At 56.6% G+C, this 18,921-nt stretch carries 15 protein-coding genes; 3 read left to right on the top strand and 12 right to left on the bottom strand.

Translation table 11 applies throughout. The annotated features are described in order from the left end of the window. Window positions 1-37: 37 nt before the first annotated feature. Window positions 38-1,024, top strand: a complete 987-nt coding sequence (locus tag FEM41_RS06005) for an NADPH:quinone reductase (protein ID WP_138095128.1) — start codon at window positions 38-40, stop codon at window positions 1,022-1,024. 16 nt (window positions 1,025-1,040) lie between these two features. On the opposite strand, the gene pyrE is transcribed toward FEM41_RS06005, so the two are convergent. Further along, on the bottom strand, window positions 1,041-1,682 hold the full coding sequence (gene pyrE / locus FEM41_RS06000) for an orotate phosphoribosyltransferase (protein ID WP_138095127.1): 642 nt from the start codon (window positions 1,680-1,682) through the stop codon (window positions 1,041-1,043). Between the two features lie 93 nt (window positions 1,683-1,775). Next, a complete protein-coding gene (gene rph, locus FEM41_RS05995; RefSeq protein ID WP_138095126.1) occupies window positions 1,776-2,492 on the bottom strand; it encodes a ribonuclease PH in 717 nt (238 codons plus the stop codon). Between the two features lie 124 nt (window positions 2,493-2,616). Between rph and FEM41_RS05990 the strand changes: the two genes are divergently transcribed. Then, complete coding sequence (locus tag FEM41_RS05990; RefSeq protein WP_138095125.1) at window positions 2,617-3,480, top strand: YicC/YloC family endoribonuclease; 864 nt, start codon at window positions 2,617-2,619, stop codon at window positions 3,478-3,480. 256 nt (window positions 3,481-3,736) lie between these two features. Next, window positions 3,737-5,299: an ATP-binding cassette domain-containing protein gene (locus tag FEM41_RS05985; RefSeq protein WP_138095124.1), complete on the top strand. Its 1,563-nt coding sequence runs from the start codon at window positions 3,737-3,739 to the stop codon at window positions 5,297-5,299. A 12-nt stretch (window positions 5,300-5,311) separates the two neighbouring features. Here FEM41_RS05985 and FEM41_RS05980 read toward each other — a convergent pair whose 3' ends face one another. The 10 genes from FEM41_RS05980 to FEM41_RS05935 form a co-directional block, all read right to left on the bottom strand. Beyond that, on the bottom strand, window positions 5,312-5,704 hold the full coding sequence (locus FEM41_RS05980) for a DUF4150 domain-containing protein (RefSeq protein ID WP_138095123.1): 393 nt from the start codon (window positions 5,702-5,704) through the stop codon (window positions 5,312-5,314). Window positions 5,705-5,713: 9 nt separating this feature from the next. Continuing rightward, window positions 5,714-6,319: a DUF3540 domain-containing protein gene (locus FEM41_RS05975; protein WP_138095122.1), complete on the bottom strand. Its 606-nt coding sequence runs from the start codon at window positions 6,317-6,319 to the stop codon at window positions 5,714-5,716. Window positions 6,320-6,329: 10 nt separating this feature from the next. After that, window positions 6,330-7,400 carry a pentapeptide repeat-containing protein gene (locus FEM41_RS05970; protein ID WP_138095121.1) on the bottom strand — a complete coding sequence of 357 codons (1,071 nt, stop codon included), beginning with the start codon at window positions 7,398-7,400 and terminating at the stop codon, window positions 6,330-6,332. After that, on the bottom strand, window positions 7,397-9,946 hold the full coding sequence (locus FEM41_RS05965) for a DUF2169 domain-containing protein (RefSeq protein WP_138095120.1): 2,550 nt from the start codon (window positions 9,944-9,946) through the stop codon (window positions 7,397-7,399). Before FEM41_RS05965 ends, FEM41_RS05970 begins: the two co-directional genes overlap by 4 nt. A gap of 50 nt (window positions 9,947-9,996) precedes the next feature. After that, window positions 9,997-10,323 (bottom strand): hypothetical protein, encoded by a 327-nt coding sequence (locus tag FEM41_RS05960; protein WP_138095119.1) that lies wholly within the window; start codon window positions 10,321-10,323, stop codon window positions 9,997-9,999. A gap of 8 nt (window positions 10,324-10,331) precedes the next feature. After that, window positions 10,332-12,593, bottom strand: a complete 2,262-nt coding sequence (locus FEM41_RS05955; RefSeq protein WP_138095118.1) for a type VI secretion system Vgr family protein — start codon at window positions 12,591-12,593, stop codon at window positions 10,332-10,334. Between the two features lie 151 nt (window positions 12,594-12,744). Further along, on the bottom strand, window positions 12,745-13,083 hold the full coding sequence (locus tag FEM41_RS05950) for a hypothetical protein (protein ID WP_138095117.1): 339 nt from the start codon (window positions 13,081-13,083) through the stop codon (window positions 12,745-12,747). A gap of 59 nt (window positions 13,084-13,142) precedes the next feature. Further along, complete coding sequence (locus FEM41_RS05945; protein WP_138095116.1) at window positions 13,143-15,404, bottom strand: type VI secretion system Vgr family protein; 2,262 nt, start codon at window positions 15,402-15,404, stop codon at window positions 13,143-13,145. Window positions 15,405-15,508: 104 nt separating this feature from the next. After that, window positions 15,509-17,446 (bottom strand): type VI secretion system Vgr family protein, encoded by a 1,938-nt coding sequence (locus FEM41_RS05940; protein WP_138095115.1) that lies wholly within the window; start codon window positions 17,444-17,446, stop codon window positions 15,509-15,511. 57 nt (window positions 17,447-17,503) lie between these two features. After that, window positions 17,504-18,898: a serine/threonine protein kinase gene (locus FEM41_RS05935; protein ID WP_138095114.1), complete on the bottom strand. Its 1,395-nt coding sequence runs from the start codon at window positions 18,896-18,898 to the stop codon at window positions 17,504-17,506. Between the last annotated feature and the right edge of the window lie 23 nt (window positions 18,899-18,921).

Here is an 18,921-nt window from a genome sequence, read left to right as displayed (position 1 = left end):
GGGTTCATAAAATTTACTGCCGACAAGAGAGACTCCAATGAAAGCTGCCTGGTATGAAAAACAGGGCCCCGCAAATGAAGTGCTGCAGGTCACAGAAGTAACCACTCCGCAGCCAGGACCAGGAGAAGTGCTGGTCAGAGTCCACAGTTCCGGCCTGAATCCCACCGATCTTAAAGCCCGTAGCGCCTTTTCCAGCACCATGAAATTTCCACGCATCATCCCTCATCAGGATGGCGCAGGGGTGATTGAGGCCGTTGGCGAAGGCGTTAGCGCTGAACGACTACACCAGCGGGTCTGGCTCTACGAAGCCCAGTACGGCCGGGCGTGGGGCACCGCTGCGCAATATATTACGCTACCGGCGCAAAATGCCGTAGTCCTTCCGGAAAACATCGACTTCGACACCGGTGCCGCACTGGGCATTCCGGCGCTGACGGCGCACCGCTGTCTGTTTGCCGACGGATCCCCGCGTGGATTGCGGGTACTTATTCACGGCGGCGCGGGAGCCGTGGGTTCGGCGGCCATTATGCTGGCTAAATGGGCTGGCGCCTGGGTCGCCGCCACGGTCAGAAACCCCGCCCAGGCAGAGGCTGCGCTGGCATATGGCGCAGATCGGGTGCTGTATCAGGGAAAAGACGATATCGTGCAGCAGATTGCCGCCGAAACTGAAGGCCAGGGTGTGGAGCGCATTATCGATGTGAACCTGATGGAAAACCTGAGCGTTGATCTCGCCTGCCTGGCCCGGGACGGCGTTATCTGCGCCTATGCCACACCGGATGCCACTGCCGCCGTTCCCGTGCCGCTGCTCAACGCCATGATGCAGGGCTGCGTACTGCGCTTTGTCTATATTTACCACGCGCCGCAGTCAGCCAAACAGCAAGCCATCGCGGATATCACCCGCTGCCTGCAACAGGGTAACTACCACCCACGGATTGCCGCACAGTTTATGCTGGAGGATATCGCCGACGCTCACCAGATGCTGGAAGCAGGCGGCGTCACTGGCAAGATAGTGCTTCACCCGGCGTAACGCCGGGTGCAAAGGCTTACACGCCGTACTGTTCGCGGTAAGCGCGCACTGCCGCCAGGTGTTCGGCCATCTCGGGTTTTTCCGCCAGATAGTCGATCAGATCGTTCAGGGTAATGATAGAAATGACCTTACAGCCGTAGTCACGCTCCACTTCCTGGATGGCCGAGATCTCGCCACGCCCGCGCTCGCGGCGGTCCAGCGAAATCAGCACGCCAGCCAGAGTGGCGTCATGTGACTGGATAATTTCCATCGATTCACGAATGGCGGTGCCCGCAGTAATCACATCGTCCACCAGCATCACTCGCCCGGTCAGCGGGCTACCTACCAGGCTACCGCCTTCGCCGTGATCTTTCGCCTCTTTACGGTTAAAGCAGTAAGGCAGATCGCGCTCATGATGCTCCGCCAGCGCCACAGCCGTGGTGGTGGCGATGGGAATGCCCTTATAGGCCGGACCAAACAGCAGGTCGAAGTCGATACCGGAATCCACCAGCGCTTCGGCGTAGAAGCGGCCCAGTAACGCCAAATCGCGGCCGGTATTAAACAGCCCGGCGTTGAAGAAATAGGGGCTAATGCGCCCGGATTTCAGCGTAAACTCGCCGAACTTCAGTACCTGCTTGCTAAGCGCGAATTCAATAAACTGGCGCTGATACGGTTTCATGGATCCACTCCTAAGATGTTGACTAATACACTGCACGACTTAAACGACCGCATCCGGTCATAAAAAAGGCGACCCGTCGGTCGCCTGAAAAAATTACTCTGCCAACGCCGCCTTCTGCGACGCGACGATCGATTCAATACCCCCGCGGGCCAGTGCCAGCAGCGAAAGCAGCTCCTCGTGGCTGAAAGGCTCGCCCTCTGCGGTGCCCTGCACCTCAATCATGCGACCATCTTCCATCATCACCACGTTCATATCGGTTTCCGCCGCGGAGTCTTCAACGTACTCCAGATCGCACACCGCCTGACCGTCCACAATGCCCACGGATACTGCCGCGACCATCCCTTTCATCGGATTGCTCTTCAGCTTGCCGCTTGCTACCAGGCCATTCAGGGCATCGGCCAGCGCCACGCAGGCACCGGTGATAGACGCGGTACGAGTACCGCCATCCGCCTGCAGCACGTCGCAGTCCAGGATGATGGTAAATTCGCCCAGCGCCTTGAGATCGACGGCAGCGCGCAGCGCCCGGGCAATCAGACGCTGAATTTCCATGGTACGGCCGCTCTGCTTGCCGCGTGCGGCTTCACGACCATTACGGGTATGGGTAGAACGCGGTAACATGCCGTATTCGGCAGTAATCCAGCCCTGCCCCTGGCCTTTCAGGAAGCGCGGAACGCTCTCTTCCACGCTGGCGGTGCACAGAACTTTGGTTTCGCCAAACTCGACCAGCACGGAGCCTTCAGCGTGTTTAGTGTAATTACGGGTCAGGGTGACGGGGCGCACCTGTTCGGCGCTACGACCTGATGGACGCATAGGGCAAACTCCTGCTTGAAACGAGTGTGGCTGCGCATTATACGGACTTCACTCGCTTATTCCTATCCTGCCAGGGTCGTGCTGGCTATAATCCCCTCATCCACCTCAAAAAATGGGTATTACTATGATCCGCAGTATGACAGCCTACGCCCGGCGGGAAATTAAGGGTGAATGGGGCAGCGCCACCTGGGAGTTGCGCTCGGTAAACCAACGCTACCTGGAAACTTATTTCCGGATGCCGGAGCAATTCCGTAGCCTGGAGCCCGTCGTTCGTGAGCGGATCCGCAGCCGTCTGACGCGCGGTAAGGTCGAATGCCACCTGCGCTTTGAGCCAGATGCCAGCGCCCAGAGCGAACTTATCCTCAATGAAACCCTGGCAAAGCAACTGGTGCAGGCCGCCAACTGGGTAAAAATGCAGAGTGACGAAGGGGAGATAAACCCGGTAGACATCCTGCGCTGGCCAGGCGTAATGTCGGCGAAAGATCAGGATCTGGACGCCATCACCGCGGAACTGCTGACCGCACTGAACGGTGCGCTGGATGATTTCGTCGTGGCACGTGAAACCGAAGGCCAGGCCCTGAAGAGCCTGATCGAACAGCGTCTGGAAGCCGTGAGCGCCGAAGTGGCGAAAGTTCGTGCCCATATGCCGGAAATTATGAAATGGCAGCGCGATCGCCTGGTCACTAAACTGGAAGACGCCGAAGTACAGCTGGAAAACAATCGCCTGGAACAGGAACTGGTGCTGATGGCCCAGCGCCTGGACGTGGCGGAAGAGCTGGACCGCCTGGAAGCCCACGTCAAAGAGACCTGGAACATCCTGAAAAAGAAAGAGGCAGTGGGCCGCCGTCTGGACTTTATGATGCAGGAATTCAACCGTGAGTCGAATACCCTGGCGTCCAAGTCCATCAATGCCGATGTCACTAACTCCGCCATTGAGTTGAAGGTGTTGATCGAACAGATGCGCGAGCAGATCCAGAATATCGAGTAAATCCCGGAACCCCGGCGAACCGCCGGGGCTCTATGCCACGCTTTACCTGCAACACTGCCGCCGGTTATAATTTCACCTCCCCTCTTCCATGGTGTCTTCGCCGACATGAATGATTAATCCCTTACACCAGTCGCTTTATTTTTATTTATCAGGCAACTGGCAGGGTTTAGTCGGCGTGGTTCCGTCTTCATAAATTTCTTTGGCTATCTTTAGCCCGTTGCTATCCGCGCACGCCACCCTGCCCCAGGGAGGTTATATGCACGCTTTTCATGCACAACAAATTTCATTACGCACCGAAACAGGCGATACGCTGTTCCAGGATCTGAGCTGTCAGCCGACCGTCAGGCTGACCGGACTCACCGGACGTAACGGCATCGGCAAAACGCTGCTGGGCGAGGTACTTAGCGGCAAGCGCCCACCCACTTCCGGTATGCTCAGGCTCAATGCCCCGTGCGGCATCTATCGTCAGCATAATGCAACGCAGCAGAGCCGCAGTCTGGCGGCCTGTCTTGGGCTCGAGGATGCCCTGAAGGCGCTGATGCATATTGAACAGGGCAGTGTCAACGAACGTTGGTTCGATATGCTGAACGAACGCTGGGATTGCCGCCAGCACTTTGCGCAATGCTGCCAGGAACTGGCGCTGCCGCCAGTACCCGACAGGCCGTTTAGCGCCCTGAGCGGCGGCCAGCAGGCTCGCATCACCCTGTGGAATCTGTTCCAGCAGACCGATAGCTGGTTACTGCTCGACGAACCTTCCAACCACCTGGATATCGCAGGTAAGCACTGGCTACTGGCACAAATTCAGCAGTTCCCGGGCCCCATACTGCTGATCAGCCACGATCGCTTCCTGCTACGAGCCATGGAAGAAATTTGGGAACTGAATGAACACGGACTTCAGCGCTACGGCGGTAATTACGACACTTTCGCTACCCTGAAGCATCAACAGCAGGCTGCACTCGACAGGCAGCTTACCAGTGCCAGCAAAGCGCTACAGTTGGCCCGCCGTCAGGCTCAGCTCAGTAAAGAAAAAGCCGAGCGTCGCGCCGCCCAGGGTAACAGACTGGCGCGCAGCGGCAGCCAGGCAAAGATTTTGCTCGACGGTAAAAAGGAACAGGCAGGCGCTGCTGCTGCAGCCAGGGTAACCCGCACCGAAAATCAGCAGCGCCAGTTACAATCACGGCTCGCCGAACTCAAAGCGCGCCAGGTAGCAACGCCCGCGCTGAAAATCACACCGGGAGAAGCGGAAACCGGGAAGCACACGCTGGTACAAATGAGTGAAGGGATACTGCCTTTCGGGCAACAGTCGCCCCTGAGTTTTTCCCTACGACAGGGGGAGAAGCTGCGTCTGCGCGGCAATAACGGCTGCGGTAAATCAACGCTGTTAAGAGTGTTAAGGCAGGAGATATCGTTACAGGCGGGAAGGCTGTGGCTGGGCGGGGGGTGTAGCTATCTGGATCAGCATTACCAGCTACTGAATCCACAACTCAGCCTGCTGGAAGCCTTGTCAGAAGGAATGATAAAGGCAGAGAGCCTGCGACGGACGCTGCTGGCCCAGGCGGGCTTTCGTCGTGAACAGGTCCAACAAAAAGTCACGGAGCTGAGCGGCGGTGAAAAAATGAAACTGGCGATGCTTATCGTCAGCCATCAGCCCGACACGCCGCTACTGCTACTGGATGAACCGGATAATCATCTCGATCTCGATGCCAGAGCCGCTCTGGCTCAGGCGCTTGCCTCCTGGCCCGGCGCACTGATTCTGGTCACCCACGATGATGACTTTGCCAGGGAATGCCAACTGACGGGGGAAATTGTGCTGGCGTAAGTTGCTGGCGCCTCAAGGTGCCAGCATCAACACTTTAAACTGGCTGGGAACAATACGCATCCCCACCGCATTGGTGGAATTCTGTAAGGAGACACTGGTCAGGCGGGTCGCTGGCGTGCCTTTTAGCAGCACGGTAAAAGCACCGGTCAGATGTCGCGAAGGCCCCATCACGGTGCCGGACGCCACCCCGGTAGCGACCCCGGGGTTATCACCGTTGGTCAGCGGCGTTACCGTGGCCATATTGTGAGCCGGCATGCCCATAAACAGAATATTCAGAGCGTTGGGGATCGCGGTCGGGCCCAGCGCAATATCCGGATAGGGTATCGGCGTTGGGGCAGGTGTGGGAGTCAGGCAGACATCAGGGAAAGCCAGGTCCATACCGCTCAGTTGACAGTTAGCAAACATAACGGCTCCTTAGCCCATATGGATCTGTTCAGAATCGACTTTGGTGATCGCCTTAGAGGTAATCACCGTATTGTGCGCATGCAGGCGGGCATAATCATCGGCCCGGATATCCACCTGCCCGGCCCGAACCTGCTCGGTATTACGGGTATGGCGGAACAGGTTGTGGCTGATTTGGGTCACCGTCTGCCACACCGATTCAACGCGTTTGCCTACCAGCCGGGTCAGGCTGACCCAGGCGGAAAGCTTATCGCCACTGTAGTTCATCTCGCCAATATGACAGTCCCCCTGCTGCGCATCCACCTTCAGGGTGGCGCCGCTCAGGCTCAGCTCTCCGGCGCTGCGGATATGCAGATCCCCCGGCAACGACAGTTCGGCGCTGCTTTCATCGGCCCGTTCCAGTACCGCCAACAGCCATGCCTGATCCGCCGCGCTGGCAATCAGCACGCTATCCCCCGTGGCCGGAGCAATCAGGCAGCTCGCCGCCCGACGACAGTGCCAGCCGCGCCCTTCACTTTCCACCATCAGGCTGCCATCGGCAAAACAGTGGGTCACCCGACCCGCGGCCTGTAGCGGCGGCAGCGCGGCCTGAGCCAGTTTATGATTGATATTGTTCATCACCTCTCCTTTAACCGCGGCTCTGGCGCTGTGCGCTCCAGGCTTCGGCGGCCAGTAATTCTTCATCGTATTCCAGCATCCCTCTGCGATTCGGGATGTGCGCACCTTCCTGGCGGGCACGGTGAAAGCGGGTCCGGGAGAACCGGACGTCGGTAAAATCCGCCTGGCGCAGATCGGCGCCGGAAAAATCGCTGTAAGTCAAATCACAGCGCCGGAAGCAGGCTCCCGCAGCGACTGCCTGCTGCAAAATGGTCTGAAACAGCCGGCTCTGACTGAAATCGACGCCGTTAAGCACCGCGCCAACCATCATGGCCTGATCGAACACCCCACTCTGGCACTGCGCACCGCTCAGATCGGCTTCCATAAACAGCGCCTGGCGGGCGTCGACCTGGCGCAGGTTCGCCCGCTGTAGCGAAGCGCCTTTAAAATTGCACTGAGTCAACTGCGCGCCACTGAAATCCGCCTCGTCGAGGCGGTTGTCGGTAAACTGGCAGCCGGTAAAATGCTGGCGGGCATAGCTTTTATTGCGCTGATCGCATTCGAAGAACACTACCCGTTCGAAGGTGGCAGCGCTGAAATCCACACGACGCAGGTCGATACCATAAAAGGTGGTCAGCAGCAGACGACATTGCGCAAACTGCGCCTCATCGAGCGGCGTTTCAAAAAAGGTGCTGCGATCCAGCTCGCTATGGCTAAAGCGGCTGCGTTGCAGTTCGCAGCGCATAAACTGGGTTTTATCCAACTTGCTGTCAGAAAAGTCGCTGCCCGCCAGCCCACATTCGTTAAAGACACTTTCGCACAGCGCCGTATTGTCAGCCCGTAGGTTCGCCATTACACACTGGTTAAACACGGTCTGCGTCAGCGTTGCCCCACTGACCTGAATATCGTTCAGTTCGCACTCGGTAAATACCGCTTCATGCAGGTTAGCCCCCCGCAGATCGGCACCGTTTAGCGTGACTTCCTGAAAGATACCGCCGGAAAGATCGCAGTTGCGCAGATCCAGACCATCCAGCGCCAGCTCGCTAATCGTTTCACCGCTTTTCACCCGCTGCTGTAGATCTGTAGCGCTAAGGGAGGTCATACCGTTTCTCCATCACGACCGGGCAGGGTTTTAATCCGTTTGGTCCAGGCGCCGTCCAGGCTGGTTTCAGTATCAGTCACGGCCTGAGAAAGGTCGGCCCGGAACAGGTTGGCACCGCGAAAACAAGCGCCGCCCAGCAAACTCTTTTGCAAAATAGCGCCCATCAAATTGGCATCACTAAAATCAACCTGACGGAAATCGCTGCGCATGAACAGACTGCCTACCAGATTCGCTCGCCGGAAATCGGCACCCTGGCAACAGGCTTCACTGAGATCGCTATTTTCCAGCAATGCCAGCGTGAACCGGGAACCACGCAGCGACGTCTGACGCAGGTTGCACTGCTTCAGGGTAGCGTTGCTGAAATCGGCACCGTCTAACACACACTCCGATGCCGCCGCGCAGGTTACCAGGGTAGCGCCGTCAAAACACGCCTGCTCCGCGTGACTTTCCACCCAGGAACAGCTTTCCAGGCTGGCGCCACTGAAGCTAACCGCTTCCAGCGTGGTTTTCAGGAAAGTGGTTTTATGCAGACGGGCCGAACTGAAATCAAGCGCCGGTAGCGTCAGCTCCATAAACACGCAGCCATCCAGCCGAGCCTGTCGGAACCGGCAGCGGGTCATCCAGGTTTCACGCAGCAGCAGACCATCCAGAACAGCATCGTCAAAGAGGCAGTCATCGAACAGTGTTTCCTGAAGCTGGGTCTCTTTAAAGCGCGCGCCGCTAAAGTCACTGTGGCAACACTGGGCCAGCGCCAGGCTGGCGCCTTCCAGACTGCATTCCCGTAGCGAGCTGTGATGAAGTTCGCAGCGCGCCAGCATCGCCTCGTGAAAGTTAGCGCCATCCAGTTGACAGTGGCTGAGATCGGCGCACTCCAGCAGCGCACGACTGAAGTTAGCGCCGCGTAAATCCATACCGGAAAAATCAGCGCCGGTCAGATCCATTCCGCTAAAATCGCCTCCCTGCGCCAGGGTTCGCTGAGCACGGTCGCGAATGATCTGCGCCAGATCACCCTTCAGGCGTCGGGCCGGAGGCTGACTTTGTACCGACAGCAGATACATCTGGTGCAATGCCGCCTGACTCTGGGCCAGCTTCTTCTCGCTCAGGGCATCCTTATTCTGATGCAGCATCTCCTGCATACGCTGCATACGCTGCATCGACTCCGGCCCCCGGGGCCGGTTTTCATCATCTGCCGCGTCCGGGAAGCGAGCCTCCATCTCACGCTTACGCGCTTCGGCTTCAAGGCGCTGTTCTTCCGCCTGCTGCTCCAGTTTGTCGATAAATTCCGGCAGTTCATCCAGCTGCGGGATTTCCGGCTCTTCAAACGCTGGCAATAACTCATCTACGCTACCGCCCTGAGCTTCCAGCCGTACCCGATGCTGTTCGCGTAACAGATTCGCGCGATTTTTCATGTTATCGCGCATCGGGCTCTCGCCCTGCTCTACCTCGCTATCAATCCAGGGGCCAATAGCCGTTTCCGGCACCAGATCTTTTTCCCGAAAGGCAAACAGCGCGCCGCGCTCTTTATCCATACGCTGGCTCAGCACTTTACGATAGTGGCTGGTCGAACGGGGGGCGCCGAAATTTTCCAGTGCCGGCATCAGTTGCAGCACATCGGCAGCATCATCTTCATTGATGCGGATATTACCCTGCCAGATCAGGATCATCTGTTGCAGGTGAGGGAAGAACCAGACGGTGGTGGCACGCAGCACGACTTCTTCAAACAGCGTCTCGTCACCGCGTTGCCGGTTGATAAAACAGCGGGCCTGCCACGGTGGTAGCGTCCCTTCCTGAAGCGGCTGTTCCGGATGCATATTCCAGATACGCCAGCGAGCCTGGGGCGGCAGCGCATCGCGGTCATGCCACCACTGATCGGGAGAGGCCGCGTTAAACACCCGCCAGTCGATATCCCGGGCGAAGCCGGGGAAGTCCTGCTTTAACCAGCGGGCATCATATTTTTTACCCATCCGCTTAAAACGCCGTGGCCACAGCAGATCCAGCGCACCAAAACCCGCTGGCTCCGGATGCTGATTTACAGCCGTCATACGTTCGCGCGGCGACTCAATATTGGGTAGCGGACGCAACTGGTAGCCGCCCACCGCCACAGGATGGCGGCCAATACCGTGAGGGTTTTCTTCATCGCCTTCGCCGCCCCAGGCACGGCTCCAGTCAAGGCGCATCTGCTCAAAGGGCTGCGGCGGCGTTGGCTTATCCCCCGCCCAGAAGCGATCGCCGTACACTTCCAGAGTTTTGCTCAGGCCTTCGATATCAATACGCGCCGCAACGGCAGTTTTGTCAGGCTGGTGGTGGCTGTATGCATATCCCGTGGCTAAAAATTCCGCCCGGGATTTGGGGATCGCCATATCGATCACCCCACCGCTGGTCTGCAACTCATCGGCAGCCAACTGCCACAGCTCGACCTCTGGACGCAGTTGTGGCGCATCGCCCATATCCGCCAGCGCCATCACCGACACGCCCAGGTGATTATGGCCCTGCCAGCGATAAGGACGATTTAATACGCTTAGGCGCAGGGGTTTTATGATTTTCATATTTCTCGATATTCAAAATAAACCATAAAATTACAACCGCTCAGAACAAATTAGTCAAAAACAAAGGACGCTATAGTTTTATTTTTCTTTTTCATATATTTAATTTTTATTTTCTCACCTGGCTGCACTCGTGACGCATATAGCTGAGGAATGGTTTCCTGAAATAACACCCTCTCTTCTTTATTTTCATCATTTATAAAAGAAACAAGGAACTCACCATTAATACTCCCCCCTGTGTTTGAACTAATCTGCTTTGACTTTATAATAATAGCGATTGACTCCTTACCTTTTTTATCTATTTGGATATTGGAGTAAAACTCTCTTCCTATATAAGCAAAAAAAACAATAACTATGAATATAACAACAAACTCTTTCATATATTACCTTAAGAAATGATATTTAATTTTGACAAAACCAACTTTAATCCACTCACTGTTGTTTTTGCTGCACTCAGAAATTCAGCTTGTCCAGCTTTACTGGAAACATCGAAAGCAACTTTAGAGAAAACAACTCCTTTAGCCTCTACCGCAGCATCAGTAATTGATATATCTAATCCTTTAAACCCAAGAGAAGAAGCCTGCACAGATACATTATCCTTTATGAACTCTGATACTACATTAGAGTTCATTTTTTTGTCTTTATCTGTGTGTTCAAATGACGGAGTATCAATTAGAACCTTTGTTTCACTTGTTATTTTAATCAAGTTAGGACTGAACACATGTATTTCCCCATTATTAACATTCTGCTTCCAGTCACCGCCATTTACATTAACCGTTAACCCACCGGCAGTGATCGTTTCTGCCTTCCCGCCTTCCTCAATATTGATAACTTGCCCACTATCAAAATTCTGGGTGATTTTCCCGGTCACATGATGCAACTCTTCACCGGTAATAGTGGTATCACGCTTATCCTTAACCTTAACGATATCATTACCGCTAATATCCAGCTCACGCCCGTTGGTGATCGTTGTTTTCTCACCATCTTTAAAGGTTTTGGTTTCTTTCTTCACCACCGTGGTTGTACGGGTATCAAGATAATCAAAGGTCGCCGCCTTCGTCACCTCATCCTTCTGCTCTTTCAGAATGGTGGTGGTACGGTTGCCGTCAATCGCCACATTCTGGTCGTTTTCGACAGTCACCCGCATATCCTTTTCCGAATGCATCGACAGCATTTCGGCTCCGGGGCTGTCTTCAAAGTAGAGATGGCTGGCATTATCCATATGCCCATCCTTGCTGCGGGTCATAAAACCCATCTGGGTGGCCGCTGCCGGTAACGCCCACGGCGGCATACTGGCTTCGTTATACACCCTGCCTGTGACGATGGGACGATCCGGGTCGCCGTTGATAAAGTCGATCACCACCTCGTCGCCGACCCGCGGGATCTGCACCCCGCCAAACCCCTGGCCCGCCCAGGCGCTGGATACCCGCACCCAGCCTGAACTGGTGTCGTCCCCTTTCGCCTGACGGTCCCAGTGGAATTTCACCTTTATCCGGCCATATTTATCGGTCCAGATCGATTCCCCTTTCGGCCCCACCACTTTCGCGGTCTGCGGACCATAGGTGCGCGGCCACGCCGTGACCTGCGCCGGGCGGAACACCACCGACGACGGGATAACCATAAAGTCCAGCCGGTGGATGGTTTCTCCGCCGTCCCCGCTGGCGTAACGGTTCTCTTCAAACTGGTAGTGCACCGCCGTGGTCAGGTATTCGCCGTTATCGCTGAAGAACGGCGCGTTCAGCAGCGCGAAGGTGTACCCCGGCGCCACCCCGATAGCCGTTCCGGTGCCCTGAATCTGCTGGTGGTCCACCTGCCAGCGCTCCTGACGGATGCGGGCGTAGAATTCACCGTGGCCGTGCTCCACGTAGCGCCCCGGCCAGTCGTACACGTCGATGCTGCCCGGCGAGGGTGACGCCGGGTTCTGGCGAGCCTGGAACAGCCAGGCGTTGGGCTTGCGGAAGTCGTAGTCGTCCAGGCTGTAGATGCCCGGTGTCACGCTGTCTTCCAGCGCCCACTGGCTGATGCCCTCTTCATCGGTGGTGCCACCGGAAGGACTGACGTGATAGGGAATGCTTTCGTAACCGCTGAACGGCTGGTGCTGCTGGGGGGCATCGGTCAGCACCAGGGTGTGCTTGTCCGCCTCGTGGCTGAAGTGGTACGCAATACCTTCCAGCTCCATCAGGCGGCTGATAAACGCCAGGCTGCTCTCCTGGTACTGCACGCAGTACTCCCAGGGGCGGTAGCTGCCCGTCAGACGGTCTTCCACGTTCACCTGGTTTTCACCCAGCAGCGCCTTCACTATCTGCGGCACTGTCTGACCCTGGAAGATGCGCAGGTTACGGTCGCGCTTCATTGGCCACAGGTCCGGCTCCATGGTCAGCCGGTACTCCGCATAGCGGGTGCCGCCCAGCTCCACCGCGCTTACCGCCACCCGGGTCACCTTACCGTTCAGGTAGCGCTTGCCCATCAGGGACTGGGTCGGGATAGTCACTGTTATCGGCTGGCCCAGCAGGCTGCTGCGGTCAATACGCGCATCGCTGCCCAGCAGCGTGACGCTCAGTTCAAACGGCTCCGAGAGCGCCTCGCGCCCGGAAAGTTTCCAGAAAAGCAGCCCGGGAACGGGTAACTGGACGGTAATACGATCTAACATGACGTTAATCCTTCGTCAGACAACTGTAATGCGATTACAAAAAACACCCCGTAGGCCAGGGTATTCTTTTATAGTGAAATAATGAATCAGAATGTGATGAATTATGGTTTTTATAATTCATGGTTTTTTGAAATTAATACTGCGTGGTTTCTTAACCAATTTGCATAACGGCAATACGATCTTTTTTCCCGATTTTAACAGAAATAGGCAAACCCTTGCGAAGCAGATGAATTTGCCCGGGTTCTATCAATGCTTTGGCAGCATGTAATTTCTGCATATCATCCAAATAGAAATAGATGTCAAAAAAGTAATTATTTCCATAACGGGTATTGGTCTGTTGCCAGGATTCAATTCGGGATTGATGAATTTCACCCGGCCAGGAGTTCCTTTTCAAAAACATCCTTGCCGACCGGATGCTGGTTGAGGCCCCCCTAGAAGAAAAAAAAACCACAACGATAAAAATGACTGGTATAGCAATACCAATCAGCATAAACGTCAACTCCAGAGCCGATAAGCTTGAAAGAAAGTTTTTAATAGACATATGGAGCCCTAGGTTATAATAAATATCGTATTATTCGAGACATGTGTCACCGTATTGGTTATCCTGGCCATGGCCAGGTTAACAGTAACGTTATCCGTCTTTACTTCAAAAACCGTTTTCGACCAGTCTTTTAGCTTAATTGTCGCTGCCGCTAAAGTTGCAGTATTAGACATCGTCGAAATGGCTGACGTCACTCCCGAAACAGCAACATTATTCCCTGTAATAGCTTCATTGAGCGCCGTAATAGTCAACGAATGGACTTTAGGTTGAATTAACGCCTTAGGAGCCTTCAGGTCAATTCCGGTCTCACTCGTAATTGAAATCTGATGTGGACTATATATAGTTATCTTTCCTTTATTTATATTCTGGGTCCAGTCACCACCATTAACATTAACCGTTAACCCACCGGCAGTAATGGTCTCTTCCTTCCCGCCTTTCTTGATATTGGTGATCTGTCCACCATCAAAATCCTGAGTGATTTTCCCGGTCACATGATGAAATTCATCACCGGTAATAGTGGTATCGCGTTTATCCTTAACCTTAACGATATCATCACCGCTAATATCCAGATCGCGCCCTTTAGTGATCGTTGTTTTCTCACCGCCTTTAAAGGTTTTGGTTTCTTTCTTCACCACCGTCGTGGTACGGGTATCGAAATAATCAAAGGTTGCCGCCTTCGTCACCTCATCCTTCTGCTCTTTCAGAATGGTGGTGGTACGGTTGCCGTCAATCGCCACATTCTGGTCGTTCTCGACAGTCACCCGCATATCCTTTTCCGAATGCATCGACAGCATTTCGGCTCCGGGGCTGTCTTCAAAGTAGAGATGGCTGGCATTATCGATATGCCCGTCCTTGCTGCGGGTCATAAAGCCCATCTGGGTGGCCGCTGCTGGCAATACCCACGGCGGCATACTGGCTTCGTTATACACCCTGCCTGTGACGATGGGACGATCCGGGTCGCCGTTGATAAAGTCGATCACCACCTCGTCGCCGACCCGTGGGATCTGCACCCCGCCAAACCCCTGGCCCGCCCAGGCGCTGGATACCCGCACCCAGCCTGAACTGGTGTCGTCCCCTTTCGCCTGACGGTCCCAGTGGAATTTCACCTTTATCCGACCGTATTTATCGGTCCAGATCGATTCCCCTTTCGGCCCCACCACTTTCGCGGTCTGCGGACCATAGGTGCGCGGCCAGGGCGATACCTGCGCCGGGCGGAACACCACCGACGACGGGATAACCATAAAGTCCAGCCGGTGGATGGTTTCTCCGCCGTCCCCGCTGGCGTAACGGTTCTCTTCAAACTGATAGTGCACCGCCGTGGTCAGGTATTCGCCGTTGTCACTAAAGAACGGCGCGTTCAGCAGGGCGAAGGTATACCCCGGCGCCACCCCGATGGCAGTGCCGGTGCCCTGAATCTGCTGGTGGTCCACCTGCCAGCGCTCCTGACGGATGCGGGCGTAGAATTCCCCGTGGCCGTGCTCCACGTAGCGCCCCGGCCAGTCGTACACGTCGATGCTGCCCGGCGACGGTGATGCCGGGTTCTGGCGAGCCTGGAACAGCCAGGCGTTGGGCTTGCGGAAGTCGTAGTCGTCCAGGCTGTAGATGCCCGGCGTCACGCTGTCCTCCAGCGCCCACTGGCTGATGCCCTCTTCGTCGGTGCTGCCACCGGAAGGGCTGACGTGATAGGGAATGCTTTCGTAACCGCTGAACGGCTGGTGCTGCTGGGGGGCATCGGTCAGCACCAGGGTGTGCTTGTCCGCCTCGTGGCTGAAGTGGTACGCAATACCTTCCAGCTCCATCAGGCGGCTGATAAACGCCAGGCTGCTCTCCTGGTACTGCACGCAGTACTCCCAGGGGCGGTAGCTGCCCGTCAGACGGTCTTCCACGTTCACCTGGTTTTCACCCAGCAGCGCCTTCACTATCTGCGGCACCGTCTGGCCCTGGAAGATGCGCAGGTTACGGTCGCGCTTCATTGGCCACAGGTCCGGCTCCATGGTCAGCCGGTACTCCGCATAGCGGGTGCCGCCCAGCTCCACCGCGCTTACCGCCACCCGGGTTACTTTGCCGTTCAGGTAACGTTTGCCCATCAGGGACCGGGTCGGGATGGTTACCGTTATCGGCTGGCCCAGCAGGCTGCTGCGGTCAATACGCGCATCGCTGCCCAGCAGCGTGACGCTCAGTTCAAACGGCTCCGAGAGCGCCTCGCGCCCGGAAAGTTTCCAGAAAAGCAGCCCGGGAACGGGTAACTGGACGGTAATACGCTCTAACATAACGTCGATCCTTTTTAAGGCGGCGATGATGGATAGCGAAAGAACCCCAGTTGTCAGCGTAGACCGCATCTGACAAATCAGATCCAGGAATTGTATGAATTAGTTCACCCTTTAGGCGCCGAGTTAAAAATAAAGAAGCTATCAACATCGGCCTGAATTTCCTGATCATAAGTATCGCTCGGAGGCAGAACACCGATCGTCTTATCAGAGCTGTTCAAATTGAGCGGGCCACTCATGGTATTGATTTCACCCGACTCCGTTGCAGTGAAATTAAAGGTCTTGCCGATAATATTCACGGTGCCACCTTTGGTCAGCTCAATGGCGCATTCGCCGCATTCCAGCCGCAGTGAATCTCCGGCACCAAGAACAAAATTTTTCACCACTTTATCGGTACGATCGCCTCCGGTTAACGATGTGGCATCTTCCTTCACCCCGGTTTCCTGCTTCTTCGCCACCCTGCGCACTTCGTTTTCTCCCACGAAGTGGGTGTAGTTTTTCTCAACGCTATGGGTTTCGTCATTTTTAACGTTGGTGTCCATATTGCGCTCGGCCTGGATCCAGACCTGCTCTTCCCCCGCTTTATCCTCAAAGCGCAGGGCGTTGGCGGTATCGGCCGAGCCGTCTTTACTGCGGCTCAGGAAGCCCATCTGGGTAGCCGCCGCCGGTAGCGCCCACGGCGGCATGCTGGCTTCGTTATAGACCCGGCCAGTGACGATGGGACGATCCGGGTCACCGTTGATAAAGTCGATCACCACCTCGTCGCCGACCCGCGGGATCTGCACCCCGCCAAACCCCTGGCCCGCCCAGGCGCTGGATACCCGCACCCAGCCTGAACTGGTGTCGTCCCCTTTCGCCTGACGGTCCCAGTGGAATTTCACCTTTATCCGGCCATATTTATCGGTCCAGATCGATTCCCCTTTCGGCCCCACCACTTTCGCGGTCTGCGGACCATAGGTGCGCGGCCACGCCGTGACCTGCGCCGGGCGGAACACCACCGACGACGGGATAACCATAAAGTCCAGCCGGTGGATGGTTTCTCCGCCGTCCCCGCTGGCGTAACGGTTCTCTTCAAACTGATAGTGCACCGCCGTGGTCAGGTATTCGCCGTTGTCACTAAAGAACGGCGCGTTCAGCAGGGCGAAGGTATACCCCGGCGCCACCCCGATGGCAGTGCCGGTGCCCTGAATCTGCTGGTGGTCCACCTGCCAGCGCTCCTGACGGATGCGGGCGTAGAATTCCCCGTGGCCGTGCTCCACGTAGCGCCCCGGCCAGTCGTACACGTCGATGCTGCCCGGCGACGGTGATGCCGGGTTCTGGCGAGCCTGGAACAGCCAGGCGTTGGGCTTGCGGAAGTCGTAGTCGTCCAGGCTGTAGATGCCCGGCGTCACGCTGTCCTCCAGCGCCCACTGGCTGATGCCCTCTTCGTCGGTGCTGCCACCGGAAGGGCTGACGTGATAGGGAATGCTTTCGTAACCGCTGAACGGCTGGTGCTGCTGGGGGGCATCGGTCAGCACCAGGGTGTGCTTGTCCGCCTCGTGGCTGAAGTGGTACGCAATACCTTCCAGCTCCATCAGGCGGCTGATAAACGCCAGGCTGCTCTCCTGGTACTGCACGCAGTACTCCCAGGGGCGGTAGCTGCCCGTCAGCCTGTCTTCCACGTTCACCTGGTTTTCACCCAGCAGCGCCTTCACTATCTGCGGCACTGTCTGACCCTGGAAGATGCGCAAGTTACGGTCGCGCTTCATTGGCCACAGGTCTGGCTCCATGGTCAGCCGGTACTCCGCATAGCGGGTGCCGCCCAGCTCCACCGCGCTTACCGCCACCCGGGTCACCTTACCGTTCAGGTAGCGCTTGCCCATCAGGGACCGGGTCGGGATGGTTACCGTTATCGGCTGGCCCAGCAGGCTGCTGCGGTCAATACGTGCATCGCTGCCCAGCAGCGTGACGCTCAGTTCAAACGGCTCCGAGAGCGCCTCGCGCCCGGAAAGTTTCCAGAAAAGCAGCCCGGGAACGGGTAACTGGACGGTAATGCGATCTAGCATAGAAGCGAATCCCGAATAGAAAAGAGGCGCGCGGCAACAGGGCCGCGCGTCAGAAAATTAACCCTTAAGATTAACCAGCCAGGTGCCCGGCTGGTCGATATGCAACGTCTGGCTTTGGCTTCCCAGACTGAGTCGATACTGGCCTGGCGGCAGATCCAGCGCGGCGATTCCTTCGCTGACCTGCACTTTGCGCGGCTTATCGTTGACCCGCAGCTCATCCCCTTTCGCCATTCGTACCAGCACCCTGGCGACAGGGTCAGTGGACGGCGCGGCGGCAGGTTTATCGGCCTTCGCCACCGGAGGCGGCGGCGCGGACTGCGTAGCGGCCACGTCGGGTTCGACGGTGCTCTCTTGTGGCGCATCGCTACCGCCGAACATCAGGCCGCCCACCAGCAGCCCTGCCAGTACACCTGCGGCCACCATGCCCGGCAGCTTGTAACGCTGCCACAGGGGATACCATGCCGGGCGCACCTCCTCTTCGGGCTCTTCTTCCTCTTCGACCACCGCCAGCATGGTATTCGTGGGCTTGACGCTGGCGACCTCTTCAACATCCGCCACCGTCATATCGATAAGCGCGGCAAATTCATCCACCGAACGGGGGCGATCCTCAATATGCAGCGCCAGCGCACGGTCCACCGCCTGCAGCAGCGGCAGTGAGTAGCCTTCGGGGCGCAGTTCCGCCAGCGGCTGATAGCTGTCCTGGATGCTGCGCACCACGCTGACTGGCGGCGGCGCGCCGACGATCAGGGTATGAAGCACCGCTCCCAGCGCATAAATATCGGTCCAGGGCCCCTGTTCGCTTTCGTTATCATCGGTGTACTGTTCAATCGGCGCAAAGCCCGGTCGCAGCATGGTTTCAGTTTCGTCCGAGACGTTACCGATACTGCGGCGCGCCGAGCCAAAGTCGAGCAACACCGGCAGACCATTGTCCTGAATCTGGATGTTATCCAGCGAGATATCGCGATGCAGGCATCCTTCATCGTGGATGGTTTTCACCGCACCCAGCAGCATCGGCAGGGTTCGGCGGATCCAGGCTTCGTCAATCTGTTCCGGATGCTGTTCCCGCAGGCGCGAAAGCGTGGTTCCGCTGTAAAACACCGTGCCCATATAGGCGGTATCGTTCTGTACCCAGAAACGCAGCACATGCAGCAGGTTCGGGTGATTAAAGCGCGCCAGCAGCCGCGCCTCCTGAATAAAGCTGTTCAACCCGGCCTGGAAGGCCTTGCCAAAGCGCTGGCTGCGCAGCACCAGTCGCATATCCTCGCCGCGCATCGCGAGGGTGGCCGGCATAAATTCCTTAATGGCGATGGTGCGTTCAAGCTGGTGATCCTTTGCGCGATAGACAATGCCAAAGCCGCCTCCGCCAATCACCTCTTCGATTTCAAACTCGTTGAAGCGATATCCGGGCGGCAGCGCGCCAGGCACGCTGCGCTTGTTTTCACGATCCGGCATAGTGGAAAACTCTCCTGATGATG

This window comes from Jejubacter calystegiae (assembly GCF_005671395.1).
Taxonomy (GTDB): domain Bacteria; phylum Pseudomonadota; class Gammaproteobacteria; order Enterobacterales; family Enterobacteriaceae; genus Jejubacter; species Jejubacter calystegiae.
Note: the sequence above shows the minus strand (reverse complement) of the source record. Positions and strands in the feature narration are given on the sequence as shown.